The sequence below is a fragment of the Bacillus sp. DX4.1 genome, from assembly GCF_030348195.1.
GTDB lineage: Bacteria > Bacillota > Bacilli > Bacillales > Bacillaceae_G > Bacillus_A.
Window position 1 is genome coordinate 147,387 of the sequence record NZ_JAUCFT010000006.1, and the last position, 26,973, is coordinate 174,359.

A 26,973-nucleotide genomic window follows, 5' to 3' on the forward strand; every position below is an offset into this window, starting at 1 on the left:
GTAATCTTACCCCGATGGCTCTTAGTCGGGATGCTGCCGAATTTTTAGTATTGAGTTGGTCTGGTCAGGTGAAGCTAACTTCTGACCCGCCGGATGTAGATTTATGTAATGCAGGTCCTTTTGTTTCCAATGCACAGTTCCCATCTGCTGGAACCCTTGTGGCAATTGGCTCCGAGGTCATTCTTAAGTTCGTATGTGACGACCCCTCCTCACCAAATTGCAATTAGGGAGGGATAACAAGACAATCAGCAAAAGGTAATGAGAAGCAAATTTCTTAATTTTACTATACCCAGTATAAATAATGATTTTGTAGAAAAAATAACCTTGTATAAACAAACTGTTAGTTTTGTGAAGTATAAAAATACTGTGGTTAAGAAGGAAATCATGACAAAAACAACTATAGCAACAAATATAACCCTTTCCCCTGGAAGAAACGGAGCAGATCAACGGCGAAATAGCTACCGTACAAGTGAAGCTCACACTCGATGACGACTCTATAAAAGAGGAAACGGGTTCTGTTGCAAAGTTTTTTTATACATAGAGACATGGGAAGATTGTGGTCAAATTTTATGAAACCGTTAATAAAGTCTGTAATTCGTTATACGCTGAAAAAGACGGAGTCTGATTGTGGTCTTATCCCTTTTATCGTACGTGAGGCATAACGAAGACTTTGAAATCCTAAGGAACGAGCGAAACGGCGCTTCACGTGTCGATGATCTTGCTCAATGAGATTATTGAGATATTTTGTTGTACGATGAAAGGTATTTTTGTAAAAGTCTATCCTCTGTAATTTTTTAAATGCGCAAATTAAAGAAGGAGCCTTATCTGTAGTCAAAACCGTTGGTTCTCCATAAGTTCGAACCAGTCTTTTCATAAAAGCATATGCCGCTTGTGTATCTCTCTTTTTACGTAGTTGAATATCAAACGTTTGCCCCTCTTTGTCAATGGCACGATATAAATAACACCATTTTCCTTTGACTTTAATATAGGTTTCATCCAAACGCCAAGATAACTGTACCGTTTTGTTTTTCTTTTTCCAAATCTGATACATCAGATTGCCATATTCATGTACCCAGCACATAATCGTTGTAGGATGAACTGAAATACCACGTTCCTTCAGAATTTCAGACACATCACGATAGCTTAGAGAAAAACGGCTACTAAAATGATATCTTTCTTAAACTGTTTTCCTTTAAAATATCTCATCATTTCGTGCTCCTACTCATTTTTTCTAAAATGTATTGTGGTTTAGAGAACTTTGCAACAGAACCAAGAAAATCAAATCGCATAGCCTACAAAAAAGAAAGCAAACTAAAATCGTGGGTGCCGATAACGAAAAAATACTACTTCACTATCTTTATATAGCGTATTTACTATAGTTGGCATCCTTGAAGGAATAACTAAATCAAACTACAAGGGTGGTGAAAAAATGGTTAAAAATAAGAATAATCAATTAAAAATAATAAAAATGCTCTACCAAAAGCAGATGTAGAATTTGCAGGAGAAAATGGGCTTGAAAAAATAGCATTAAGAGCCCAAAAAAAATCAAAATAAGTAAACAATAGGGGGCAGTATATCTGTCCCTCTGTTCCTCAAAATCAACCTGATGTTTTTTAGGGATACTAAAAATGGATCATCATAAGGCGGTCTTTTTATTGTAGGTAAACACTGGGAACTAACGGGTGCGATGGCTTTAATGTTCTATGTTGAGTTATGAAATCATGTATATCGTATACATGTCATGTTGACATAAAGCTTTATTGAAAATTAACATAGCTTTTCAAAAAATTGCAGCCGACTCAAATGAGTCAGCTGCAATCTGAAATTATTAATTGAGTACATGCAATAATTGGGTTCTGGTGCAAAAAATCTCTTAAACTTGGACATACTGATATTACTACTCTACAAAAGGGGGTTTGGTGCAAAAAAGGAATAAAATGCATATATTCTTAACGGAATCGTATCTTATACAGCAAGTGCAAACAATTTATGGATGAATTCTTTCTGTTTTTGGACAGACTGGTCCCGTAAATCAATCTGTTCTTTTTTAATCATATGCATGGCTTCTACTCCAGAAAGAATGGATACCAGGGTTTGAACAAGCTTCCATTTCAAGTGTAGGTGCTCAAATAGGAATTCGAGAGTCACGTCGTATTGAAGGTCAATATATCTTACAAAAAGAAGATGTAACAGTCGCTAAAGAGTTTGAAGATGTTATTGCTAGAAGTGGATACCCAATTGATATTCACACTCCAAGTGGAAAAGGAATGGAGATTGGATGGATAAAAGGTGAGGGAGCTTTTGATATTCCTTATCGCTGTTTATTACCTAAAAAGATTACCAATCTTTTAGTAGCTGGTAGATGTATGTCTGCTTCTTATGAGGCATTAGCTACTACACGTTTAACTCCTAGTGCTATGGCTACTGGACAAGCAGCTGGAACAGCAACTTCACTGGCTTTAGACAGTAAAGTAAATCCAGCAGACATTAATATTAAACAACTGCAGAAAGAACTATTGAAAGATGATGTAGTACTTAATTAGAACTTTTATCGTTTTCCGACATTCATCTCCCACCTAAAATTGGTGTTTCACACCTTCACATTTTTGAGCTGAGAGTCTTCTGTCGGGAATAGATAAAATAATTAAAACTGAATATAACACTTCAGAAGAGGGATTTGCATACAAATGGATGTATCTTGTACAATAATACTAAGAAAAGAAACGACAGGGAGAGGAAATCCATGTCCAATAAGTTAGTAAATTTACGAATTGATTTTGCTTTTAAACAGTTGTTTGGCACAAAAGGGAATGAAGAGATTTTAATCGGTCTCCTAAATGCCATTTTAGAAGAATCTTTAGATGAACCAATTGTCTCACTACAATTGGAAGACCCCCATCTTCACAAGGCTTATGAAGATGATAAATTATCCATCTTAGATTTATTAGCAACACTAGAGAACGGAACGCAAGTGAATATAGAAATTCAGCTTCGAAATACCCATGATATGATCAAGCGTTCTTTATATTATTGGAGTAAACTATATACGTCCCAAATGCAAGAAGGAATGCCATATCGTTCACTTCGCAAAACAATCACCATTAATTTATTAGATTTTATACTATTTTCTAATGATGAATCCTTTCATACAATCGGACAGTTATGGAATACGAAAACACAACAAATCTTAAGTAATGATATTGAAATTTATTTCGTAGAGATTCCAAAACTTGTGAAACAATGGCGTGAAGAAAAAGTGAATCCGTGGGAAAATGCGTTTGTTCGTTGGATGTTATTATTACCAGCACATGAAGACGAATATTTAACTCAAACATTGGAGGAGATTGCAATGAATCAAGATCCAATTTTACAAAAGGCAATGAATAAATGGGAAAATATGAGCCATGACTCGTCTTTCCGAACAGCTTATGAAGCTCGCGAGAAGGTACTTCTAGATGAACAAGCTAAAATAGCGCATGCTCGTGAAGAAGGTTTAGAAGAAGGTAAAGAAGAAGGTAGACTAACTGAGCGTGTACAATTAATTCGTGGTATGCATAAGAATGGTATGCCGTTAGAAGACATTGCGAAATTCACAGGTCTAAGTACAGAAGAAATACGAAAGATATTATTATAGTGCATGGAATTATAAAATCCTTCAACTACATCTAAAGAACCGCTCCTGTATCTATTCAGAAGCGGTAAAGTTTGCTCATGTGCGCAAAGAAGGGCCTCAAAAGGGAAGAGACAAAAATATATTTTTGTCTCTTGTATCTCAAAAACTAAGAATACTTTTCATTTTGAGATACAAATGAAATCTACAAGGTTTTTGAACTGGTGAATACAGTTATAAAATTATGGAGATCCAAGAGAATCGTGACATAATATTTATCTTTTTTCAAAACATCGTCATGATATAACTTACGTAATATGTTAAATATTAAACAAAACGAATCGATGTACCAATTTTTTAATATTTCATCTCAATAAGATAAGAATACTTTTCATTTTGATATTAGATAATTTCAGTTACTAACAACTACCGATAAGATTTCTTATGTAAACTAGATAATGGAGTTTATAAAAAAATTCTAAGTGTGTGGGCTTCTTGTGTATAGTGACAGAATTATACTCACTTAATACACGATATTTTATTTTTTTCTGGATTTTATGATAATGACACGAATGTTTTCGTTTATATAATTCTACTTCGGTCTCTTAAGTATTTTATTATACATGGTTTCCTTATCCGGTTTCGATACGATTTCAAATATGATTTTTGAAAATTTACTAAGTCATATTTCTATCCAATAGCGCTGAACAATTTCGCCAGTATTAGGAGAAATTACTTCACCTTCTAGAATACCTCCTACTTTTTGAATGGTTTTGGCAAAGCCGATATTTGCTTTGTCACAAGTTATCAACACTTTCTCTAATCCTAATTTTTTCGCTTCGGATAAGGAAAGCCGAAGTTGTTCAGAGGCGTAACCTTTTCGACGTTCGTCGGGATGCACGCTATAACCGATATGTCCGCTTTCCATCAGTAATTCTGGTGTTAATCGATGGCGGAGATTAATTACACCGACTAATTTCTCTTTTTCAATACTCAAAAACTGAGTGGATGGAACTCGATTTAGTGGTAAGTTTTCTCCTTTTTCTTGGATTTTGACTTTTTCAAGCCATTCGTCAAAGGAATCAAATTGTTGTAAGGAACAACTACCATTCTTTTAAGGTAGCTGTTTCATAATCTACTTATCCTCTATGCAGCTGTAACAGTTTTAATGTTAAATTCTCTATATCCCCAGCGTTTCTTATTTCTTGTATAACCTTACCTTCTTTCATGAAAAGTATTCGATCACCAATTTCAGCGGCTACATCCATCATATGTGTGGAGAAAATAATCATTGTACCACTTTTTTTAAATGCCTTTAATAAGGATAGAAACTCATCCACCCAATATGGATCTAATCCATTTGTTGGCTCATCTAATATTAATACCTTTGGTTGTGCAAGACATGCCTGCCCAAATAAAAGTCTTTGTCTCATCCCTTTTGATAATCTATGTAAACGTTCATTTCTTTTCTCATCTAATCCCAGCATTTCAATAACTTCCTGTACTCGCTCTCTTCCTACATTTCGAAAAGCTGCATAAAATGATAAAAACTCTTGTACAGTCATGGACTGTTGTGCATGAAAATCATCTGGCATATAACCGATTTCCCTCACATACCGCCTTCTATCTTTCTGTAATTCTGTATCTCCTAATTGAACCGTTCCAGTTGTAGGAGTCGAAATCCCTGCTATTATATCAAGGAAGGTACTTTTCCCCGCTCCATTTCCACCACATAATACGATACATTCTCCTGCTTTGCTTTGTAACGAAACAGGGGATAACGCAATTTTCTTTTTGTATCGTTTGCATACCTCTTTAAGTTCTAATACTGTCACTTTTTTCTTCCTCTCTCCATTCGCCATCCTGCCAAAAATAAGAAAATCATCGTATACATTACACTATATATCAATAAAACTAAAATAACTGCTTTACTTTGAAGAAACATAACAAGTTGGTCATATGCTTGTCCAAATATTGCCCCACCCCCTAATTGAATAACAAATATAATTCGGAGTAATTCAGCTGGATTACAGAACAATAAAATTTTTATAAGCGGTGCAATCATCGTATATGGAACAAAACTAAGAATGCTAATTAAAGCTGTAGGCCACATCATAATAAGGAAAAACCAAACTACGATGCCAATCGCTAACGCTTGCCACCTTGTTGCAGAAAAAGATCCAATTGTTATCCCTAACACCATAAAAAAGAATATAAGCAAAACAGAGAAGATATAAATTGCTAATATCCAATGAATATTAAATCTACTCCCACTTAACAATCCGATTATTGTACTAGTTCCAAAACTAATTGTAAAAATAGCTGTTTGCGCTATAAATTGTCCTACTACTTTCCCTATTACATATGAAGAGGTCTTTAAAGGATATGTACATAAAAGTCTCCATTTCCCATTTTCTACCTCACCGGCAATAGAGAATGATCCTATAATTAACATAAACAAAGGTATAATATATAAAATAAGGTTTACCATTGTCCCTGTTATATTTGTATATCCTGCTAGAATTGGTATATTTCTTTCCATAATAAATATTAAAGAAAGCATGACCACCCAAAGTAATAAAAATGTGTATGCAGACTTATTCCTTACTGCGCTACGCCATTCTGAATATAATATATTCCACACACATAATCACCTCTCTATCGAAAAAGACAACCTTAGTTGGTTGTCTTTTTCTAACTATTGTTCATAGTAATAAATCTCATATTAATGAGAATGTCCACTACCATGATCTTTCTTTGTTTTTCCCATCATCTCTTTATTCATTTCCCATTTGTGGTCCCCTAGCTCTTTATGAGAGAGAACTTTTCCGGTATGTTTATCTACAAAACTTTCTGCATCTTTTTTATCTTTAAAAGAAATAACATTATAAGCCATTGGAGTTTTAATCGTTTTATCATATACATATGTAGCTTTATCTACCGCAACCCAATTTTTTGTATTGTAATCTCTCACGAACTTTTCTTTTGTTTTTTCATTTTTATGCTCATCCATCCATTTATACATGCAACCAATATCATCGAACTTTAAAGCTTTTCCATTTTCTAAAATTACCTCTGTTGCAAATGGATTATCCATGACCGCCATATTACAAATATCACACTTATCATTTTTCTCATCAATTGTAACGGCCTCAATTTCTTTCTTCCCACATCCCACTACTGCAAATACCAAACATAAACATACAGCAAACAAAATATATTTTACTCTCATCAATATTTCCTCCCTAAAAAGAATAATATACTTCCCACTAGCATCATACTTAGACTTATAACCAAAATGTTAGATTGAAATCCAATATTTTCACCTATTTGTGAAGAAACTCCGCTCCTCATACTAGGCTCTTTATCTAGCAATAATGATTGATCTGGAATTTTTATTAAATGTTGCAAAATACGCATCCCTGGTGATTGGAAAAACAACTGATATTCAGGAATATCTTGTGTTAACAAAAGAAAATAAGCATCCGCTTTGTACGGAATATTACTAATACCCGAACCATCTACATCTACTTTTAAAGAAGCATCCCAATAATTTTTATAGATGTTATTCTCCTTACTTCGCGTAGCTTGAGATTCATTAACATTCCCTACCAATACATTCCCAGTTAATTCATTCGCACTGGCATCTTTAAATTGTAAACCGATAAAATTATTAAAAATTTTATTCCCCATAATCTTATTGTTTTTTGCCTTCTCTACATAAATACCCACTCTATTATTAGCAATTTCATTTTGTAAAACTTTCGTTTCTACTGCATCATATAATAACAATCCTTGCGCATGAACATTTCTTTTATTATTAATAAAGTGATTTCCTATTACAGATGTTCCCTTCGTCCCCATAATCATTGCACCAGTTATATTTTCTTTTGATGTATTATTTCCAACAACCGTTCCATCAGAATACATAAGATGAATACCATAACGAGACTGCCAGATTGTATTGTGCTTTATTTTATTACGGTCGCTTTGTTCTAAATAAATACCATCACGTACATTTTGTATTTTGACGTTCTCAATTAGATTTTGGCCAGATTGCCATAAATCAATTCCATTCCCATTTCCTTTTCCAATGATATTGCTACTCTCAATCTTTATATTTTGGGCATCTTCTAGCTTAATTCCCATGTTTGACGTACGAACTTCCAATCCACTGAAATAATGCTTCGTTCCTGATACAAATATTGCTGTCTTCTCTTTGCTATTATTACATTGCTCTACTTTTATATTTTTAAGGGTAATTCCTTCGCCTTTTACAGTAATAACAGGGCCCTTCCCACATGAGAGAATCTTCGTATTCGTATCTCCTTCTATTATAAGCGGTTTCAATATTTCAATTGTTTCGTTGTAAGTAACATTTTCTAAGTTGATGGTTTCATATGGAGAAGCCGCGTCAATTTTTGATTGTATTGTAGACTCAGCATGACTACTAAGTGTGGGAAAACATAAAACTAAAAACAAAAGAAGAGAACACCGGATTATTTTCATATACAATTCCCTTCTCTCAAACCTATTAGTTATTATTAAATAAAAGCATACCATGGTTTTGTGTGAAATTTGTGAAAAATTAATGTGTTTTTTGTGATACACACAAGGCTGTTCGGTTCTGTTGCAAAGTTTTCGAAACTCAAGTACACTTTGGAAAAAGATGAACGGGAGCGTAACAAATGGGATATTTTAAAGGAAACCAATTCAAACAAGCTATTATTTTAGTAGCCGTCGGCTACTATTATCGTTTTTCTTTAAGCTATCGCGATGTAACTGAAATACTGAAGGAACGTAGGGTGTCTGTTCACCCAACAACCATCATGCGCTGGGTTCATGAATATGGTAACTTGATCTATCAAATATGGAAGAAGAAAAACCAAAACATAAGATTATCTTGGAAAATGGATGAAACCTATATAAAAGTTAAAGGTAAGTGGTGTTATTTATATCGTGCGATTGATAAAGAAGGCCATACGCTTGATATTCAACTTCGCAAAAGGCGAGATACTCAAGCGGCATATGCTTTCATGAAAAGATTGGTTAAAACCTTCGGGGAACCAACGGTTCTGACGACAGATAAGGCGCCTTCTTTACTTTGTGCAGTGAACTACCCACCACTTAACGCTCTTACGAGCCGTTTGAAGTGGGGGCTTCTCGGTTAGTCGTTACTTTTATTAGCTAACGAATTATTAAAAAAGTTAAAAGAGAAAGATCTTTATAAAAACACCGTGCATTATACAGCTAAACATCTAAATAATCGTATCGGACAAGACCATAGACACGTGAAACGTCGTTTTGCTAGATCCTCAGGATTTCAAAACCTTCGTCATGCCTCACGTACAATAAAAGGAATCGAAACCATTCATGCCCTATATAAAAAAAGACGGAGTCTTCAACCAAACTCCGTTTTTTCGACGTATAATGAATTACAGAAATTATTGATACCTGCATAAAATTTGTTTTCTTCAACCACAGATCTTTTACATTTCAGCTAACTTTGCAACAGAACCTTATTTTTTACAATAACAATATAGATAAATAATAAAGTTTTTAACTTTTACTAATGACATCGGTTCTTTTACTTTCTGTTAACGTAAAAGTATTAGGATCAAATTTCACTTCCGAAAAAGAACAATAATTTATTGCGGGATATGGATCTACTAATTTGTTCAAATCAATCCCAGTTGCTTCGTAAACTTCATTAATACATTGGATAGCAACGTTTTCTAAGCCTTCACCAACTACTTCTTGAATAGATTCATAACCGGTCACCGCTTTTTTAATGTACCACAAATCACAAAATTGTTTAACATAGCAGAAACTTAAGTTTGCTATGTTTGTTCAAAAGCTTTAAAAAAGAACCGATATTTCCTTATTTTTGTGGAGGTCCCACTTTTAATTCTTTGATCCCTTCTTTTAATGTGATCGTATCCGTTGTTAATCTTTTCCAACTCACTTGAGCTGAATCCAAGTTAGGTTTTAAGAATTTAAATTTATTTTGATCAGCTTTTTCAGATGCCTTCTCAATATGCCCCAGTACTCCCGTATATTGAGAATCTAAATCATGCCATTGAGTAGACATATAAGTAAGAGCATTAATAGCTTTATCAATCGTACTATGTATCTCATTAATATTATTAAACGCAACTCCAACTACACGATTTAATGTTATTTTATAATCTACAGTCTGACGTAATTTTGCTAATTCCGGCTCTAACCAGCCTAACTTACTTCTTGCATCACCTATCATTATACCACCAGAAATCATTACAGGAGGAAAGGGGATTTTTACCATTGTCAAACCTTTAGATTCTATGTCTTTCTGATAGTTTATTTCCGCTAAAACTTCATTTAGACGCTTTTCATCGTCCTCAACCGCAGCACCTTGGTTTTTTAAAATCGACTGCAAGAGATCTTTATCGCTTCCAAATGCTCTAATATCTTGTCCAATATCGTCTTTTAACTTAGTTAATTCTTGGATTAATTTTTGTGCATACTCTTGGTTTTGTTGAATTTCACTTCGTAAATCTGTAATCCCTTTTTTTAAAGTATCTCCATTTCCTGTATTAATCGCCTCTACTAATGTTCCGTAATAATTGTCAAATTTTGTGTCGTATTCAATAATGCCTGTCAATGCATCTAAAAGCTGTTTTTTTACTTGCGTATCCCATGTAACAGCATGTGCTCTTGCATTCTTTTGATCTTGTACAATTTTACCAGGTAAATCTGGATACCCATTAATAGTAATTTCTTCAAAATTCACATCTGGATTATTAATTAACAAATAAGAATAGTCATTCATAGATTTTGCAAATACCCCAGCATCTTGCAAAGCTTTTTTCATCTGTTCTTCATTTGCTGAAAGAGACATATCTCCATTGTTAGCTTGTTCAACTTCACTTGCAAAAGCTGCTACTGGTGTGATTGCATAAGTGGTTGTCATAGTTAAAAACGTTGATACAGCGAGTATTTTGTAATGGATTTTATTTATCATTTCATATTCCTCCTATGTAGGTTTTGATTTTAAGTTCTATTCTTCTTTAAAAGCGAAATGAATTCTGCATCTTTATGAATATCATTCCAACTTTGTTTAGTAGCTTTTAAATCATCAAGTATTAAAGAGAATTTATAGTAAAAGGCGAAGTCTTGAATCAGACTCCGCCTTTTCGGTGTATAAGGAATTACTAATTGTCGTATGACTATTTAACGATGTAATCCTAGATTCTCTATGTTTTGGGCAACTTTGCAACAGAATCGATATTTCCCTACTTTTGTGAAGAAATGGGTTCCACTTTTAATTCTTTTATATCTTCTTTTAATCTGAACGCATCTGTGTGTAAATTTCTCCAACTACTTTTAGCTGCATTCAAGTTAGCTTTTAAGAATGTAAATTTCTCTTGATTAGCTTTTTCAGATACCGTATCAATTCTATCCAGTACCCCTTTATATTGAGAATCTAAATCATGCCATTGCGCAGACATATAAGTAAGAGAATTAATAGCATCATCAAGCGCTTTATGCATCTCATTAATATTATTATACGCAACTCCAACTACACGATTTAATGTTATTTTATAATCTACAGTCTGACGTAATTGTGCTAATGTCGGCTCTAATTTAGCTAAATTATCTTGTGCTGCAATCACTATTATACCACCAATCAACGGTAGGCCCAAAATGGCACCCTTCATTACATTAAATCCATCAGATTCTAATTGTTTATAATAGTTTACTGATCCTAAAACTTCCTCTAGACGCTTTTGATCGGACTCAACATCAACACCTTGGTTTTTTAAAATCGACTGCAAGATATCTTTATTGCTTCCAAATGCTCTAACATCTTGTCCAATAGCGTCTCTTAACTTAGTTAATTCTTCTATTAATCTTTTTGTAGACTCTTGGTTTTTTTGAATTTCACTATGTAAATCTGAAATCCCTTCTTTTAAAGTATCTTTAGCCTCATTAGCTTCAGCCACTTTGGCTACTTTAGCTTCAGCCACTTTAGCCTCATTAGCCTCTTTAAACTTTTTAGAGGCCGTATCAGCCGCATTTACTAATGTTTCATAATAAGTATCAAATGTCGTATCGTATTCGATAATGCCTGTCAATGTATCTAAAAGCTGTTTTTTTATTTCCGTATCCCATTTAACAGCATGTGCTCTTGCATTCTTTTGATTTTGTAGAATTTGACTAGGTAAATCTGGATACCCATTAATAGTAATTCCTTCAAAATTCACATCTGGATTCTTAATTAACATATAAGAATAGGCATTCATAGATTTTGCAAATAACCCAGTCTTGTTCAAAGCTGCATTCATCTTTTGTTCATTTGCTGAAAGAGACATATCTCCATTGTTAGTTTGTTCAATTTCACTTGCAAAAGTTGCTACTGGTGAGACTACAGAAGTTGTTGTCAAAGTTAAAAACGTCGATACAGCGAGTAGTTTGTAAGGGATTTTTTTCATCATTGCATATTCCTCCTATATAGATTTTGATTTTTAGTTCTTTTCTTCTTGTTTAAAAGCGATGTCTTTCGAAATGGATTCTGCATCTTTATGAATATCATTCCAACTTTGTTTAGCAGCTTTTAAATCATCAAGTATTAAAGAGAGTTTATGTTCTTGCATAGAGTCGATATTATCATGTAAATCTGTATAATTGGCCCCCATTGTATTCCATTGTTGTTGAATATTTGTTAGAGACATTATCGCTTGATCCACTGTCTGATACAGCTCTGTCAAAGTTGCTTTTGCAGTAGTAAGCGAAATAACTGCTTGGCTAGCAAGATCGGCTTTCGTACCTAATTCTCCGATTTTTTTAGAAATTTCGTTATAGGAGTTCATATGATTAGACGCCATGACACCAGATGCTGTTCCTAAACCGATACCAGCTGCACCGAGAGTCGTCGCAAAGGTAGCAAGGCCACCGATAACAGCTGGTGTTGCTGTACCGCCAGTCACAACAATTACTACCACTCCTGCAATGGCTCCAATAACTAAAATGGCCGCTCCTAATCCACCACCAATTGACCATGCTAATACATCGTCAAAATGTTTTTTCTGAGTAGAATGTAGCTTCTCAATTTCAGCTTGAAGTTGTGGAATCAATGCTTGTTGTCCCGCTAATATTGCCGTTAATCCACCTTTTCCATCTGGGCCACCAACATTATTTTTAAAATCTGTAGAATTTGTATACAGTTTTGCTTTGAAGTCTTGTAACACCTTAATTACTTCTGTAACTTCTTTTGAATTTGTATTAATTGTAGTGATTAAATCATTTATGCCCTCTTTTAGGCCTGCCTTATCTTTCTTTTGTACAGTATCTACTAATGTATCGTAATAATTTTTAAATTGTTCATCGTAATTTACAATATTACGTGCTGTTTTTTGAATCTGTGGTTTCGCTGTATCTAACCAATAATTCGCATTGATTCGCGCCAGTTCCTGATTAAGGTGAATGTTTTTGAGTAACTCTCCTCCTTCTGAACCTAAATCAATATTGGATAAATTTACATTCGGTTGTTTAATCATTGTTTTTGCGTACAAATCCATTACAAAAATATGAGATCCTGTTTGAGCCAATGCTAACTTCATGCCCTCAGGCCCTAATGCATAATTCCCTACTTTTTGTTCTTGAGCAGTCTGTTCTTGTGCAAGTGCATGAATAGTGTTACCGCTAGTAGCAGTTATAACCGTTGCCAGAGTGGCTAAAGTTAACACTTTAAATGGAAATTTTTTCATAATTATTCTCCTTCTCAGTTTTTCGATAGATTCTTATAATCTTTGTAGTTTTTTTAAAAAACATAATATTAAAATTTATTAATTTGTTCTTCAAGGTAACTTGTTACATTTTTTAATTGTCTTAATGTATCTTTTTGAGACTGCTGGTTAGTTGTATCAACATTAGTAGATAATTTTGTAATACTATTTTTGATTAGAGCCAAATCTTCTTTATAACGTTTCAGTAAGTCAAGTTCTACATCCACTTGATTTGCAAATGTATGTAAATCATTTTGCATAATAAGAAGCATTGATTTTTGTAAATCCGCTATTGTTAGTTTCGTTGTTAAATCATATAATTTTTGGTTTTGTTTCTCTAAATCATCTAAATGTGCTCGTTGCTCTGCTGTTAGTCTATTTACTTCAGCGAAGGTACTATATGTTTTTTTAATTTTTTCAGGGTCAATAACTTTCATAAGGTCATACTCTTTCGCTTTTGCAGCTGCAGCTGCAGCTATTTCGCCTTTTTTGTTTTTCTCAATTGCTTCACGAGCTTCTTTTTTGGCAGATTCAATCTCTTGAGTAGATTTACCCTTTTCTTTCAATTCTTTCTCTGCTTTTTCCTGTGCTTCTAAAATAGAGCTTTCAATTTCTTTTCCTTTGTTAACTGCTGCCACAGCTGCTTGGGCAGCAGGTTCAATGATATCTTTTGAAAGACTATAGATTTCTTGGAATATTTTAAGTCCTTGTTCATTTAAAGCTCCTGGTAACAATGCTATTTGTTGTAAATCATTTTGAATTGATTTTTGGGTATTTAGTAATTCATTTTTAAACAGGTCTATTTTCCCTGTTCCATCTGAACTTAGTACACTTTGTGCTTTTGTCACATCAGTATCGAGATCTTTAAGTTTTTTATCAAGCTGTAATTTAAGATCTGTTAATTCATTAATCTGACGTTGTACGTTTTCTTGGTTCGTCATATCCATTTCTTGAAGAACTTCTAGTCTATCCAAAAACCCTTCTCTATCTTCTTTATTGTCTACAAACCCTTTTAATGTTGGGTAATAGTTATTAAATTTAGTTACAAATCCTTTACTTTTTGAGTTTAATAGAATTACTTTTGGATAAAGTTCCGATGACCATTCGTTCATATCTTTCTTGATTAGGTCCTGGTTTGTATTTAAAGCTGGGACTTCCTCTAGTTGTACATTAGGCTTCATTAAAGCTTGATCTATACATGTTTGGATTAATTTAGTTTGTCCACCTAATTTTCGTAATGATGAAGAAATATCCGTGTTCTCTTGTTGCGTTTCTGCCTGAACGATTGGCGTTGCGAGAGTATTGATAGGAATAGCTGCCCCAGTAACAATGGATGTTATTAAAAATCCTGTAATTATTTTATTTTTCATTTAGTACACCTCTTCACTATTGTCTTTTTGCAATCTTATTCATACATCTTGAACGACCTAGCGCTAAGCTCTCTCCTTGCACACGCTTGAGGAAGGAGAATTCTTTCGGATAGAGTGTTAAACTCTCGTTATTATTTACTTCTCATAGAATGTAAGGACCTTACTTCCCCCTCATTTAAACACTATGTTTTTAATAAGTAAACAATGAAATTTCATCATTTATATTTTATTATTCAGACATTTTGTATTCATATTAGAAAAACATTATATTTAAAAAGTTAAATACTATTAATCACTTCACTAAGTAAAATAATTATACTATGATAATTAAGCCTTAAATATAATGATTTTCATTGCTCTATATTAATCTCTTGCTAAAAAATATTTTTAATATAATTTAATGGTACTTTATATATCATTTCACTTTATTTGGATATGTAAAATTACATATAAATATAGTCATATCAACCATAAATAGCCCATAATATTATTATCTTATGAATAGTAATTATATTTGGTTCTGGTGCCAATATATGAAGAAGAACGCGGATAATAGTAGATTCCTAGTGAAATCGTATTTTATGCTATAAGTCCAAACATTTGGTGGATGAACTCTTTCTGATTTTGGACAGACTGATTGGTCTTACCCCCGTCAAGTAGACAGCTGTAGAAAAAGACTATGCAGCCATCGAGATTCGATATTCAATCGGAGCTCGATGGTTAAGCCTTTTTTGGAATCGTTTGTAGTTGTAATGATAGATGTATGCTTCAATAGCTTGAATTAGTTCTTCCTTTGTTTGGTAATAATTAAGATAAAACATTTCAGATTTAAAATGAGAGAAGAATGATTCAATGCAAGCATTGTCATGGCAGTTTCCTTTGCAGGAGTGGCTGCCGATGGCGCCTAGCTGTTGAAGCGTACGGTAATAAGCATGAGATGTATATTGGAATCCTTGATCGGAGTGGATGATGGTTCCATACACATCTCTTTTTTGTGCTGCTAAATCTAACGTTTTTAGGACAAGTTGTAAATCATTGCGATGTGAGAGTTTCCAAGCAACAATTTCATTGTTATAAATGTCTTGAACGACCGATAAATAGAGAAATTTATCTTTGAATGGCAAATAAGTGATATCTGTGACAAGTACCTCATTTGGTTTGCGGTTTCGGAATTGTTGTTCTACTACATTCGGAAAAATCTTTGAGGATTTCCCGTTAAAAAAGCGTCGCTTTTTACGGATGATTGATTGAATTTGAAGTTCTCGCATAAGTCTACATACTTTTTTGTGATTCACTAAAAATCCAGCCTCTAGTAAGGCAATTTTCATGCGAGGATAACCGTATTCCTTGTGTTTTATGTGAATGGCTTGAATCTGTTCACGCAATGTATGATCCTTTGAAAGGCGTAATTGCCTTTGCGTACATGTTGAGCGCCACTTATAGTAGCTAGATCGATTTAACTGCGCAATGACGACCAGCCAGGTTACTTTGTATCGAGAACGTAGTTCTTCAATAATCTCGTACTTAGCCGTTTGAGCAAGAACACCTCCTATAGATTTGGATACTGCTTTTTTAAATAAGCCACCTGTGCCTTGTAGTATTCCAATTCTTCTTCCACACTATCGAATTTCGTACGAGGACGACCTTTCAAGAGGTTTTTTAAGCCGTTATTGCCGCCGTTGTTTCCCCGCAAGTCTGAAATATCGCCTGTTTCTTGATATCTCCGGACCCAATTCATTAACTGTGTTCTACTTTTTAGCTTATATTTCTTAGCTATAGCTGTTTGGCTGCCCTCACCATTTAAATAACTTTTTACAACTTGTATCTTTAATTCATCTGAATAAGTTTGAAATTTATTCCCTTTTTTAACCATAATAAAATCCCCTCCAAGTATAGTGTAACATTCCACATTAAGAATGTAGTCTTTTTACACTGTCTACTTAAAGGGGATAATACCAATTGAAGACTTCGTCTTTGTTTGTATATGGCATGAAGCGTTTCTATCCCTTTTATCGTACGTGAGGCATGACGAAGATTTTGAAATCCTAAGGAACGAGCGAAACGGCGCTTCACGTGTCGATGATCTTGCTCAATGAGATTAGTGAGATATTTTATTGTACGCTGAAAGGTATTTTGTAAAAGTCTAGCTTCTTTAATTCTTTAAATGCGCAAATTAAAAAAGGAGCCTTATCTGTAGTCAAAACCTTTTTTTCCATACATCATAAAAAAATGAAACTTCAGCTTCTTCAACAAAGGGTTTTAAGAACACTAGCTATATAATAACCCTTTTGATTAATAATACTTATTACAAGGGAATCTGGGGGATATTTTGTTATTTTGATAAAAATCTCGTGTGAAAGTATATTTTTTTCATGCATTTCAGAGGCTTGTAGTCATGCTAGAGTTCATTTTAATAATTTATCGAATTAATTAATTTCTACCTTTACTGCTAAAGTATTTATAGATTATTGCAACAAAAAAAGAACCACTAGAAGTACAGTGGTTCTTTTTTGATTGGCATCTTTCTAATGTGATGAAGATTTTAGTGTTTATACAACATATGTTGATTAATTTTATCTCGGATTGCGCTTGCAATAAATTCTTCAATAGAACTGTTCGTTTCTTTTACAATTTTTGTAATTGAATGGTGTTCATTGCTTGTAATCGTTACTGATTTAGTCACGCTGCTGCTATCTAAATACACGCTATTATTAACACGTCCTGTTAGTTTTCCTTCTATTATATACGGGGTTAAACAATCAATCCATTCTACCTGCATTTGCATTGGTAATTGAATATTAGATTGACGAACATCAAAATACCAGAATCCATCTTCCTCAGAAACCTTAATATTTCGTGGTGATACATACTGTAGTACTAAATCAATTAAGTGAAAAATGTTACTACGTAATTGATCTGATTTAGGAAAACGAAATTTTACAAACTTTTGATGATGACTTCTTGGTTTATCGGATAGAACATATGAGGGCTTATACCCCATTTTAGTTGCATCTTCTAGTGTCATATTGTTTCCAAACTCATCAAGAAGCACAATATCCCCACGCTTCGGAATAGATATAATACGTGCTAATTTATTGCCCTCCATAAATTTTTGGAACAATACTACACTATGCTTTTGTGAGAATGTATAGAGGGTATTTGTCTGATCCAATTGTTGTACCAATCCGTGTATTTCTTCCTCTTTTACAAATTTCGTTTCACGATTACGATGTTTCTGTATAGTACAAGTCAAATTCCCTTCTTCTATCCACTTTTCAAGCTGATACATACTCACATTATAATCTTTGGTTGCCTGATATAAGGTAATTCCTTCTGTTTCACGTTCTTCTTTCAATTTTTCTATATCTTCTCGCTTAAATAAAAAACTGCCATCTAAACGCCAGGTATCTCTATTAATTGGATTTAATTGGCCTTGCTTCATAAGAGTACTGAAAATAAAGCTACTAATTTTTAAATAAGCCTTTACTTCATTTGTATTCATATTCATTTCTTGCATTTCAAACATTCTCTTTCCTCCTACGAGTAAGCTTCTTTTATGTGAAATTTATAATTTTATTATGTAAAGTTAGATTGCTAAAATATATGATTTAAATTAATTATAACACAAATAACTCTTAATTTATTTTTAAACATATGCGAAAGGTAAATTCATTTTCTAATTAAATTATCTTTTTTATAATTAGAAAACATATAAAAGATAATCTTTAAAAATAATTCGACTATAACCATAGAAAATGTGCAATTTTCTATGGTTGGTATTCATTTACTAATAATTAAAGTTTAATTTCTTTATACAACTAGTTTTACATGTATATAGGTTATAATAGTAATAGATTGTAATTCCGTTAGGAGTTGATATATGATGAAATTTGAAATAAATACACTACATAAGGATAGTTCTTTAGAAATTATTGAAAAACAAAAACAAGAATTTGCAAATATAATTGCAATTTGGAATGAAGATATTCTAAAACAAGTGGAGCAAAGAAAAGAAAACAATGAACGAGAAGATAAACAAACGTATGATAGTTTTTCTGATGAAGAGATACTGTACTACTATTTAAACCGACAAACTCATTTTGATAAGGAAAAACGGATAAAGGATAATTCACGTGTTTTATATGCACGTGATCTAAGTCAGTTCTATTTTTTTATTAAACAAAGCAAAGAGTTTCTGCAGCAAGATGTAAAAGATTACGAAGATGGTCGTGTATGGAGGAATCTACGAAAACGTCATATCCGTAACTATCAGAGGTGGCTGTCAGAGGAGGCAGTTTCCTATCAATCTAAGGAGAAATACAAACCGTCCACAATAAGTAGAAAGCTAGGTGTAATTCGATCCTATTTAAAATGGTTATATGAAATCGGATATATTCAGGAGCCACTTCATGTAGAAGTATTGAGTACCACAGTAGGCAAGCATCATAAACCAAAGAGGGATTTATCCTATGAAGAAGTAAAGCAGTTACTTTGCTATTATCAGGATAACGAGATTAATTATGCTTTATTATCTATTCTTGCGACAACGGGGTTACGTGTCGCGGAAGTTGCTCATGCGAAGTGGGAAAACCTTGAATTTGATTCAATACGTGATCGGTATTACTTGACTGTAGATACAAAGGGTAATGGTGAAAGAATTGTTTCTATTAATAAGGAGATTTTTCATCGTATTGTTGCCTTTCGTATACGCCGACGACTTCCTATTAATATAGGTAATAAAAATGGTGGTACCATCTTTCAAACCAAAAATCATACAGCATATCGAGAAAATTATTTATCTCAGTACATTACAAAGATTATTAAGGATACGGAGCTACCGTTTACGAAAGATATTAGAATAACCCCTCACTTCTTTAGACACTTTTATGTACAGTACTTGTACGATTACAAAGAGTTACCACCACATCTTATCGCAGCCGCAGTAGGTCATAAGGATGATAGAACGACAAAAGAAAATTATTTAAAACAAAGGCTGGTTAAAGATAATGATGCAGGAAATTTAATTGGTGAAGATGAATTTTAATGTGTAATTAATACATAATAAATTGAAAGTAGGAAAGGTAAAACCGATATCGGTTTTACCTTTCCTACTTTCAATTGTTTTAAATATTTAAACCGCATAGACTTCAATTTTTGTAGGATTAGAAAAGCGACGTTCTAATTCTTTTTTAATTTTTTCGATAGCAAAGAACGCAGAAGATGCATATACAGTGATTACTTTTTTTACAAAAGTATTACCCGTTATTAAAATGTATCTTATTGAATATGATGAAATCACACTCTCACCCTTTCACATATCTATTGTATTTAATATATATGCTGACAGATGTGGATATATTCTCAAAAGATATAAGATAAGTAGACAGGTGGTATGAAAGGGTTTTTTTGCACCAAAACTAAAGAGCCGCTTCTGAATAGATACAGGAGCGGTTCTTTGAATGTAGTTGCTGGATTCATTGAATTTCATGCATTATAATAATATCTTTCGGATTTCTTCTGTACTTAGACCTGTGAATTTCGCAATGTCTGCTAACGGCATACCATTCTTATGAATACCACGAATTAATTGAGTTTTCCCTTTTTCCATACCCTCTTGTTCTGCATGTGCAAGCTTAGCTTGTTCATCAAGTAAAAGCTTTTCACGAGCTTCATATGCAAGTCGGAAAGAAGAATCATGACTCATATTTTCCCATTTATCCATCGCCTTTTGTAAGATTGGATCTTGATTCATAGCAATCGCCTCCAGTGTTTGAGTTAAATGTTCATCTTCATGTGCTGGTAATAATAACATCCAACGAGCAAATGCATTTTCCCATGGGTTCACTTTTTATTCGCGCCACTGTTTAACTAGCTTTGGGATCTCTACAAAATGGATTTCCATATCATCACTCAATACTTGATGTGTCCTTGTATTCCAGAGTTTCCCTGTTGTATGAAATGCTTATTCACTAGAAAACAACTTGAAAGGTTCTGTTGCAAAGTTACCCAAAACATAGAGAATCTAGGGTTGCATCGTTAAATGGTTATGCAACCATTAATAATTCCTGTAATTCGTTATACACCGAAAAGGCAGAGCCTATTTGAAGACTTCGCCTTTGTTTGTATAGGGCATGAATGGTTTCAATGCCTTTTATTGTACGAGAAGCATGCCGGAGAGTTTGAAATCCCGATGACCTAGCAAAACGACAATAGTAGCTTGTTTGAATTGTTTTCCTTTAAAATATCCCATTTGTTACGCTCCCGTTCATCTTTTTTCAAAGTGTACTTGAGTTTCGAAAACTTTGCAACAGAACCTTTTTTGTTTTTAATAAAAAATCTCTGTTAAAGACCGCTGTTGATTTTTTTGTTAAACTAACAATGTAGTTTAATACAGTAAAAAAGAATTAATAAATTTTTATTTAAATGAAAATATAATGCGAGTAACGGTAACGGGGTGTGATTATGGATGAACGAAAGATACGTTTAAAACAAAAGTTAAAAATAACTAAACAACAGAGCCAAAGATATAAATTAATGAGTTTACTACCCCAAGATATATCAAATGTTATAGAAAAAAGTGATGTAATCACATCTCCAGAATTAGAAACAATCCTTAATAAGGTTCACGAGAAATGGAACTTTGAATTACATAAAGGGGATTTTGTAATTAATTATAGTAATTTCAGAAAAGAATTTAGTTGGGAACAAGAGGTTATTCAGTATGTGCAAGGGATAGATATTGAAGAAAAATTAGTTTATTTATTTTTAGGGATAGATGACAGCCCAGTATTTCTTGTTAACGGAAAATGGGCAATAGAGAACTTTAGCATTCTATGGCAATGTATTAACAATGATGATATATGGATTATTAGTCAAAGTTTTAGCTATGGTGTTCTAGTTTCCCGCTATGGAGGATATTTGGAACACGACCCCAATCCAAAAGAAATTCTTTATGCAATTACTAAATGGGATAATTAATTTAAAGACTACTTCAACTAAAGTATCTTTTCTTTTTACTAGATGTCAACATTATCATTTAACAAAGCCAATAAAAAGGAGGATTATATGGAACAGCAATCTCAACTGTTGGTAAATAATGTATCACTATGACCTAGTTTCATGTATTATCTTAACAAAGAAAATTAAAAAACGAATTTAAAAGGGTCCTTACGTTGAATACATGTACTCAACGTAAGGGCGGATTATGTAAAATGACAATAAAGTTATTTAATTAGCAAGTAAAAAGTGATATTGTGAGTAGAATGAAAAATATCAAAAAGTTGATTTAGAAAAAGCACTGCCAAAATCTTCAGCAATGCTTTTCGATTAGACGCACTACGATAATGAGCGTCTACTTTCTTCTATACGTTTGCTCATGAATAGAATACAAATTTGTATTTAAAATAGGTTCTGTGTGTGTTTATATATTTACTTTAATTTCAAGATACGTTCTACTTCCTCCACACTTAACTTACTTGCTTTTGCAATAGTTTCAAGCGGTACACCAATTTCATGCATCCCTCGAATCATTTGCATCTTACCTTGCTCAATGCCTTTTTCCATACCCTCTTGTTCTGCATGTGCAAGCTTAGCTTGTTCATCAAGTAAAAGCTTTTCACGAGCTTCATATGCAAGTCGAAAAGAAGAATCATGACTCATATTTTCCCATTTATCCATCGCTTTTTGTAAGATTGGATCTTGGTTCATAGCAATCTCCTCCAGTGTTTGAGTTAAATGTTCATCTTCATGTGCCGGTAATAATAACATCCAACGAACAAATGCATTTTCCCATGGGTTCACTTTTTCTTCGCGCCACTGTTTAACTAGCTTTGGGATCTCTACAAAATGGATTTCCATATCATCACTCAATACTTGATGTGTCCTTGTATTCCAGAGTTTTCCTGTTGTGTGAAATGCTTCATCACTAGAAAACAACTTGAAATCTAATAGGTTAATGGTTATTGTTTTTCGAAGCGAACGATACGGCATACCTTCTTGCATTTGAGAGGTATATAATTTAGACCAATAATAGAGGGACCGTTTAATCATATCATGTGTATTGCGAAGCTGTATCTCTACATTTATTTGTGTTCCATTATCAAGGGTTGCGAGTAAATCTAAAATGGATAATTTATCGTCTTCATATGCTTTGTGGAGATGTGGGTCTTCCAATTGTAAAGACACAATCGGCACATCTAAAGATTCTTCTAAAATGGCATTAAGAAAGCCCGTGAGAATATCTTCACTTCCTTTTGTACCAAATAATTGTTTAAACGCAAAATCAATTCGTAAATTTACTAACTTATTGGACATGGATTTCCTCTCCCTGTCGTTTCTTTTCTTAGTATTATTGTACAAGATAAATCGATTTGTATGCAAATCCCTCTTCGGTGTGTACAGTATTTCCGGGTGGTTATTTTTTCGTATGCATTGGTAAAGTATATCTTAACTGATACCTGTCCTTTCTAACCCTTCGCGTATACATGAATTTGTGAAAGTTCCTCTTTTACTCACCATTTCCGTGAAACAATCCCCAATTTTAAACAGCTCATAAGAGAATTATGTGACGGGTAGTTCAAAAGATATTTGGTACATTACAAAATTGCTTTTTAGAAAAAGCTATTTACCATAACTTCCACCATGGTTTCTTCTTTGTTGCTGCTGTCTCTAATAATATTTTCTTTTCTTCTTGTATTTCTCTTATCACACTCATTAACTGCTGATCGCGTTTTTCTAACTTTTCATCAATATATCGCTGTTGTGCATCTAATTTATGTGTCAGTTTCTCTAGCAAATGGTTTTGCTGCTGAATCATTTCTTTCAGTTCATTATATCGTTCGTTATGTTGTTCGGCTTCTGTTATAACGTTTGTGTCATCCTCTGATACATCTTTCTCTTTTATCCATATCATTACTGCGTTACAAACCTGTTTTAATGTCATATCAGGATGTGATTTAATCTCAATTAACCGTCTCAGCGTGATAACATCTTGATCTAGGAATCCCCTGTGGCCATGCTCATTCTTATGGAATGGGTATCCGGCTTCCTCTAGCATGATGCAGTACTTCCGTAAAGTTGACTCTTGAACTTTGAGCATCATCGCTACGTCCTTGCTAATATACACCAGCTGAGAACTTCCTGCTTCATTAGCCATATCACCATCACCTCGCGTTATAGCATTCGTGATGTTAGAAAGAGATTCCTTGTCCTCGCCAAAACCCCCTATAAATAAACAATTTATTTATAATCTAGTTATCTTAAGTAGTATCATGGGTACAACCTAGCCTGCATACAATTTATACGAATGGTCCATGTGATATATGAAATTTATAAGAAAAAGAGATCCGTTTATTTTAAACAGATCTCTTTTTCTATGTTTGTTTCCAGTTAGGGTATAACCAATTTGGTATTAGCACACATGATGAAGCATGTTAGGAACTTCAAGATAAATTATAATAGATTTTTCATACGGTTTTTCATGCAATATTGCATAAGGAAATAAAGAAATAGGTTCACTTATTATCAAGACCTAAGTTATAAAAATCCTCAATAAATAAAGGAGAGAACATATTAGTCATGTATACTATATTCTCTCTTTTTATCATACTAAAACAGGTTCTGTTGCAAAGTTCTCTAAACCACGTTACATTTTAGAAAAAATGAGTAGGAGCACGACAAGATGAGATATTTTAAAGGAAAACAGTTTAAGAAAGATATTATTTTAGTAGCCGTTGGCTACTATTGTCGTTTTTCTCTAAGCTAGATAGACTTTTACAAAAATACCTTTCATCGTACAACAAAATATCTCAATAATCTCATTGAGCAAGATCATCGACACGTGAAGCGCCGTTTCGCTCGTTCCTTAGGATTTCAAAGTCTTCGTCATGCCTCACGTACGATAAAAGGGATAGAAACGCTTCATGCCATATACAAACAAAGACGAAGTCTTCAATTGGTATTATCCCTTTTAAGTAGACAGTGTAAAAAGACTACATTATTAATGTGGAATGTTACACTATACTTGGAGGGGATATTTTTATGGCGAAAAAAGGAACAACATTCCGAAAATATACAGAGGCGTTTAAATTGAAAGCTGTACATTTGTATGAAAATGGCGGACGGAAAAGGCCGATCCAAGACGCTATCCTGCATTCTGATCAGGGTTTTCAATACACTTCTAAGAACTATTCCCAATGTATAAAGGCTTACAATATGATAGGAAGTCATTCCCGTAAGGGAAATTGTTTAGATAATGCTTGTATCGAATCTTTCTTTTCTCATTTAAAAACAGAGACATCTTATTTTTCAGGGTGCCATTCAAAAGAACAATTAATCCAAGCTATTGAAAAATATATATGGTTCTACAATAATAAACGATTTCAAAAGAAATTAAACCAGTGTGCCCCGATTGAATATCGAAACACACTGGTAGCTTAGTCTTTTTCTGACTGTCTACTTGACAGGGGTAAGACCAACTATAACTAACCTAAAAAGAAAATCTTCGGATTTTCTAGGATTCTCTATCAAATCTGTTAAAAAGCGCAAAAGATATGTGGCAAACACACATATAAGCGAGAAAAAGAAAAAGGATATCCTTGAAAAAGCAAAAACAAGGATTAAAGCAATTCAAAAGAATCCAACAGCAAAAGCAGTACAGGACTATAACTCCTATGTGCTTGGTATCAAAAATTATTACAGAATCGCAACACATGTGAATATAGACTTTGCTGAAATAGCCTTTCGTCTCTCGAAAACCTTGTTTAATCGTCTAAAATCAATAGGAAAATATAAAATTCCTACCAATGCTAATATATTATACAAAAAATTGCACAGGAACAATTTTAGAACCTTTGAAGTAGCAGGTAATCATGTATATCCACTAGCGGACATACAAACACGATTCCCTCAAAATTTCAGTCAAGACATATGTAATTATACTGAAAAAGGAAGACAAAAACTTATCAAAAGCTTAAAAGGTAACATTGCTAATGAAATACAAAAAATGTTGCTATCCTCCAGTAAAGGGAAAAACATGGAGTATACAGATAACAGAATATCGAGATATTCCATGCAAAATGGTAAATGTGCTGTCACAGGAATCTTTTTACTAGCTGATGATGCGCACTGCCATCACAAACTACCGAAAGATATAGGAGGAACTGACGAGTTCAATAACCTAATTATTGTACATAAATTTGTACACAGACTGATACACGCTACAAATGAAGAGACGATTAGAAAATATATGAGAATACTTCAATTGAATGATAAACAATTGAAGAAAATAAACAAACTCCGTAAAGTTTGTAATCTAGTTGCTTTAGTATAAAAGGATAAGATGGGACGCTGTATGCGATGAAAGTCGCACGTACAGTGTTAAGCGGGGGAAAAGATGGAGATAACTTCAAAGTCTTACCTATCGCAACTAAAAAGCAGCTAGCAAAAAGCTAACTGCTCCATCAATTCTAAAATTAGTCTTTAGATGTGTCTTTAACTTTGTAGTTTTCAGCAGAATTTACAGTAGCTGCGATTTTTTGTTGCTCATTACCAGCAACATGTCCTTCTAAATAAATTTCAGGTGTCGCATATTCTCCTGAATGACCAATACTCGTAATTGTCACATCAACATTATTTTCTTTTTTAAAGTGTTCAATAGTGGCAAGTTTAGCAGTTTCTTCGGTTTTTGGCCATGCTTCTTTACTGAATTCGTCTGGTGTGCCGTAATCCATAATTGCATACACATAAGCACCCAGTGTTAGTAACATAGCACTTCCTAATACAAGTAGGGGTTTCACTAATTTCTTACTCATGTTCATTAACCTTTCAATTCCATTCTATTGTGTAGTTGTTTTGTTCTGGTGAACACTTTGAAATATAAACTATCTTAAAAGTTTTTACTATTTCATTAGGTGACAATAGTATTACAGTTTTGTAAGGTTCTTTAGAAAAATCAGTTCAATAAAAAAATTAATAAAATCGTTATTTGAATAAAAGAAACCCCGGTTATTTACGGGGCTTCTAAGGGTAATTGTCAAGTAATGACGTACTCGACTAATTAACAATAACATGAATTTTTTGGCAAAAATACTGGTAAATGTGTCCAAATGAATAGGGTCATCATTTTGAACAAAAACGCTATTTTAGTAGCAAAGGAGGTCTTTGGAAATGGAAAAACAAATCGCAAGGTTAAAAGAGGAAATTCCTGCAAATTTACGACTAATCAAAT

General features: G+C 33.4%; 19 protein-coding genes and 10 pseudogenes. 9 read left to right on the forward strand and 20 right to left on the reverse strand.

The features are described from left to right. Nucleotides 1-567: 567 nt before the first annotated feature. Together QUF99_RS00890 and QUF99_RS00895 are read right to left on the reverse strand one after the other, a co-directional pair. Nucleotides 568-1,206 (reverse strand): annotated as a pseudogene (locus tag QUF99_RS00890) (IS6 family transposase). 759 nt (nucleotides 1,207-1,965) lie between these two features. Then, a pseudogene (locus QUF99_RS00895) lies at nucleotides 1,966-2,094 on the reverse strand (IS6 family transposase); the annotation flags it as partial. Between the two features lie 41 nt (nucleotides 2,095-2,135). Here QUF99_RS00895 and QUF99_RS00900 point away from each other — a divergent pair. After that, nucleotides 2,136-2,543 carry an FAD-dependent oxidoreductase gene (locus QUF99_RS00900; RefSeq protein WP_289368374.1) on the forward strand — a complete coding sequence of 136 codons (408 nt, stop codon included), beginning with the start codon at nucleotides 2,136-2,138 and terminating at the stop codon, nucleotides 2,541-2,543. 200 nt (nucleotides 2,544-2,743) lie between these two features. Continuing rightward, nucleotides 2,744-3,634: an Rpn family recombination-promoting nuclease/putative transposase gene (locus tag QUF99_RS00905; protein WP_289368122.1), complete on the forward strand. Its 891-nt coding sequence runs from the start codon at nucleotides 2,744-2,746 to the stop codon at nucleotides 3,632-3,634. A 658-nt stretch (nucleotides 3,635-4,292) separates the two neighbouring features. On the opposite strand, the pseudogene QUF99_RS00910 reads toward QUF99_RS00905, so the two are convergent. The 5 genes and pseudogenes from QUF99_RS00910 to QUF99_RS00930 form a co-directional block, all read right to left on the reverse strand. Continuing rightward, nucleotides 4,293-4,721: pseudogene (locus tag QUF99_RS00910) on the reverse strand (GNAT family N-acetyltransferase); the annotation flags it as partial. Between the two features lie 28 nt (nucleotides 4,722-4,749). Beyond that, complete coding sequence (locus tag QUF99_RS00915) at nucleotides 4,750-5,445, reverse strand: ABC transporter ATP-binding protein (RefSeq protein ID WP_289368124.1); 696 nt, start codon at nucleotides 5,443-5,445, stop codon at nucleotides 4,750-4,752. After that, nucleotides 5,442-6,254, reverse strand: coding sequence for an ABC transporter permease (locus QUF99_RS00920; protein ID WP_289368126.1), 813 nt, complete (start codon nucleotides 6,252-6,254; stop codon nucleotides 5,442-5,444). The genes QUF99_RS00915 and QUF99_RS00920 overlap by 4 nt, the downstream gene beginning before the upstream one ends. A gap of 81 nt (nucleotides 6,255-6,335) precedes the next feature. Further along, nucleotides 6,336-6,842 carry a nitrous oxide reductase accessory protein NosL gene (locus tag QUF99_RS00925; RefSeq protein WP_289368128.1) on the reverse strand — a complete coding sequence of 169 codons (507 nt, stop codon included), beginning with the start codon at nucleotides 6,840-6,842 and terminating at the stop codon, nucleotides 6,336-6,338. After that, nucleotides 6,842-8,119: a right-handed parallel beta-helix repeat-containing protein gene (locus QUF99_RS00930; RefSeq protein ID WP_289368130.1), complete on the reverse strand. Its 1,278-nt coding sequence runs from the start codon at nucleotides 8,117-8,119 to the stop codon at nucleotides 6,842-6,844. Before QUF99_RS00930 ends, QUF99_RS00925 begins: the two co-directional genes overlap by 1 nt. Nucleotides 8,120-8,298: 179 nt before the next feature. Here QUF99_RS00930 and QUF99_RS00935 point away from each other — a divergent pair. Continuing rightward, a pseudogene (locus tag QUF99_RS00935) lies at nucleotides 8,299-9,072 on the forward strand (IS6 family transposase). A 419-nt stretch (nucleotides 9,073-9,491) separates the two neighbouring features. On the opposite strand, the gene QUF99_RS00940 reads toward QUF99_RS00935, so the two are convergent. The 8 genes and pseudogenes from QUF99_RS00940 to QUF99_RS00975 all read right to left on the reverse strand — a co-directional run bounded on the left by QUF99_RS00940 (nucleotide 9,492) and on the right by QUF99_RS00975 (nucleotide 18,273). Beyond that, nucleotides 9,492-10,613 (reverse strand): ClyA family alpha-helical pore-forming toxin, encoded by a 1,122-nt coding sequence (locus tag QUF99_RS00940; protein ID WP_289368132.1) that lies wholly within the window; start codon nucleotides 10,611-10,613, stop codon nucleotides 9,492-9,494. A gap of 271 nt (nucleotides 10,614-10,884) precedes the next feature. Then, nucleotides 10,885-12,087 (reverse strand): ClyA family alpha-helical pore-forming toxin, encoded by a 1,203-nt coding sequence (locus QUF99_RS00945; protein ID WP_289368134.1) that lies wholly within the window; start codon nucleotides 12,085-12,087, stop codon nucleotides 10,885-10,887. A gap of 30 nt (nucleotides 12,088-12,117) precedes the next feature. Further along, entirely contained in the window at nucleotides 12,118-13,359 is a 1,242-nt protein-coding gene (gene hblD, locus QUF99_RS00950) for a hemolysin BL lytic component L1 (RefSeq protein ID WP_289368136.1), read from the reverse strand. Nucleotides 13,360-13,427: 68 nt separating this feature from the next. Further along, the gene (gene hblC / locus QUF99_RS00955) at nucleotides 13,428-14,747 is read right to left on the reverse strand and encodes a hemolysin BL lytic component L2 (protein ID WP_289368138.1); all 1,320 of its coding nucleotides are present in this window, start codon (nucleotides 14,745-14,747) and stop codon (nucleotides 13,428-13,430) included. Between the two features lie 677 nt (nucleotides 14,748-15,424). After that, nucleotides 15,425-16,354: an IS3 family transposase gene (locus QUF99_RS00960; RefSeq protein WP_353958376.1), complete on the reverse strand. Its 930-nt coding sequence runs from the start codon at nucleotides 16,352-16,354 to the stop codon at nucleotides 15,425-15,427. Continuing rightward, nucleotides 16,297-16,620 carry a helix-turn-helix domain-containing protein gene (locus QUF99_RS00965; RefSeq protein ID WP_289368140.1) on the reverse strand — a complete coding sequence of 108 codons (324 nt, stop codon included), beginning with the start codon at nucleotides 16,618-16,620 and terminating at the stop codon, nucleotides 16,297-16,299. Before QUF99_RS00965 ends, QUF99_RS00960 begins: the two co-directional genes overlap by 58 nt. A gap of 95 nt (nucleotides 16,621-16,715) precedes the next feature. Continuing rightward, nucleotides 16,716-16,960: pseudogene (locus QUF99_RS28635) on the reverse strand (DDE-type integrase/transposase/recombinase); the annotation flags it as partial. A 329-nt stretch (nucleotides 16,961-17,289) separates the two neighbouring features. Next, nucleotides 17,290-18,273, reverse strand: coding sequence for a DNA-binding protein (locus tag QUF99_RS00975; RefSeq protein ID WP_289368142.1), 984 nt, complete (start codon nucleotides 18,271-18,273; stop codon nucleotides 17,290-17,292). Nucleotides 18,274-18,630: 357 nt separating this feature from the next. On the opposite strand from QUF99_RS00975, the gene QUF99_RS00980 reads away from it, so the two are divergent. After that, nucleotides 18,631-19,791, forward strand: coding sequence for a tyrosine-type recombinase/integrase (locus QUF99_RS00980; protein ID WP_289368376.1), 1,161 nt, complete (start codon nucleotides 18,631-18,633; stop codon nucleotides 19,789-19,791). 447 nt (nucleotides 19,792-20,238) lie between these two features. Here the strand turns inward: QUF99_RS00980 and QUF99_RS00985 are convergent. Continuing rightward, nucleotides 20,239-20,709: pseudogene (locus tag QUF99_RS00985) on the reverse strand (Rpn family recombination-promoting nuclease/putative transposase); the annotation flags it as partial. 82 nt (nucleotides 20,710-20,791) lie between these two features. After that, nucleotides 20,792-20,953, reverse strand: a pseudogene (locus tag QUF99_RS00990) (IS6 family transposase); the annotation flags it as partial. A 256-nt stretch (nucleotides 20,954-21,209) separates the two neighbouring features. On the opposite strand from QUF99_RS00990, the gene QUF99_RS00995 reads away from it, so the two are divergent. Further along, complete coding sequence (locus tag QUF99_RS00995; protein WP_289368144.1) at nucleotides 21,210-21,725, forward strand: hypothetical protein; 516 nt, start codon at nucleotides 21,210-21,212, stop codon at nucleotides 21,723-21,725. 450 nt (nucleotides 21,726-22,175) lie between these two features. Here the strand turns inward: QUF99_RS00995 and QUF99_RS01000 are convergent, their stop codons facing one another. Then, entirely contained in the window at nucleotides 22,176-23,060 is an 885-nt protein-coding gene (locus QUF99_RS01000) for an Rpn family recombination-promoting nuclease/putative transposase (RefSeq protein WP_289368145.1), read from the reverse strand. Nucleotides 23,061-23,370: 310 nt separating this feature from the next. Beyond that, entirely contained in the window at nucleotides 23,371-23,901 is a 531-nt protein-coding gene (locus tag QUF99_RS01005; RefSeq protein WP_289368148.1) for a DUF3967 domain-containing protein, read from the reverse strand. Nucleotides 23,902-24,426: 525 nt separating this feature from the next. Between QUF99_RS01005 and QUF99_RS28640 the strand changes: the two are divergent. From QUF99_RS28640 to QUF99_RS01020, 4 genes and pseudogenes are all read left to right on the forward strand, one after another. After that, nucleotides 24,427-24,507: pseudogene (locus QUF99_RS28640) on the forward strand (IS6 family transposase); the annotation flags it as partial. A gap of 9 nt (nucleotides 24,508-24,516) precedes the next feature. Next, nucleotides 24,517-24,690 (forward strand): annotated as a pseudogene (locus tag QUF99_RS01010) (DDE-type integrase/transposase/recombinase); the annotation flags it as partial. Nucleotides 24,691-24,785: 95 nt separating this feature from the next. After that, on the forward strand, nucleotides 24,786-25,184 hold the full coding sequence (locus QUF99_RS01015; protein WP_289368150.1) for an IS3 family transposase: 399 nt from the start codon (nucleotides 24,786-24,788) through the stop codon (nucleotides 25,182-25,184). Between the two features lie 34 nt (nucleotides 25,185-25,218). Next, nucleotides 25,219-26,076 (forward strand): annotated as a pseudogene (locus QUF99_RS01020) (HNH endonuclease signature motif containing protein); the annotation flags it as partial. A 142-nt stretch (nucleotides 26,077-26,218) separates the two neighbouring features. Here the strand turns inward: QUF99_RS01020 and QUF99_RS01025 are convergent. Then, nucleotides 26,219-26,512, reverse strand: a complete 294-nt coding sequence (locus QUF99_RS01025) for a phosphoglycolate phosphatase (protein WP_289368152.1) — start codon at nucleotides 26,510-26,512, stop codon at nucleotides 26,219-26,221. Between the last annotated feature and the right edge of the window lie 461 nt (nucleotides 26,513-26,973).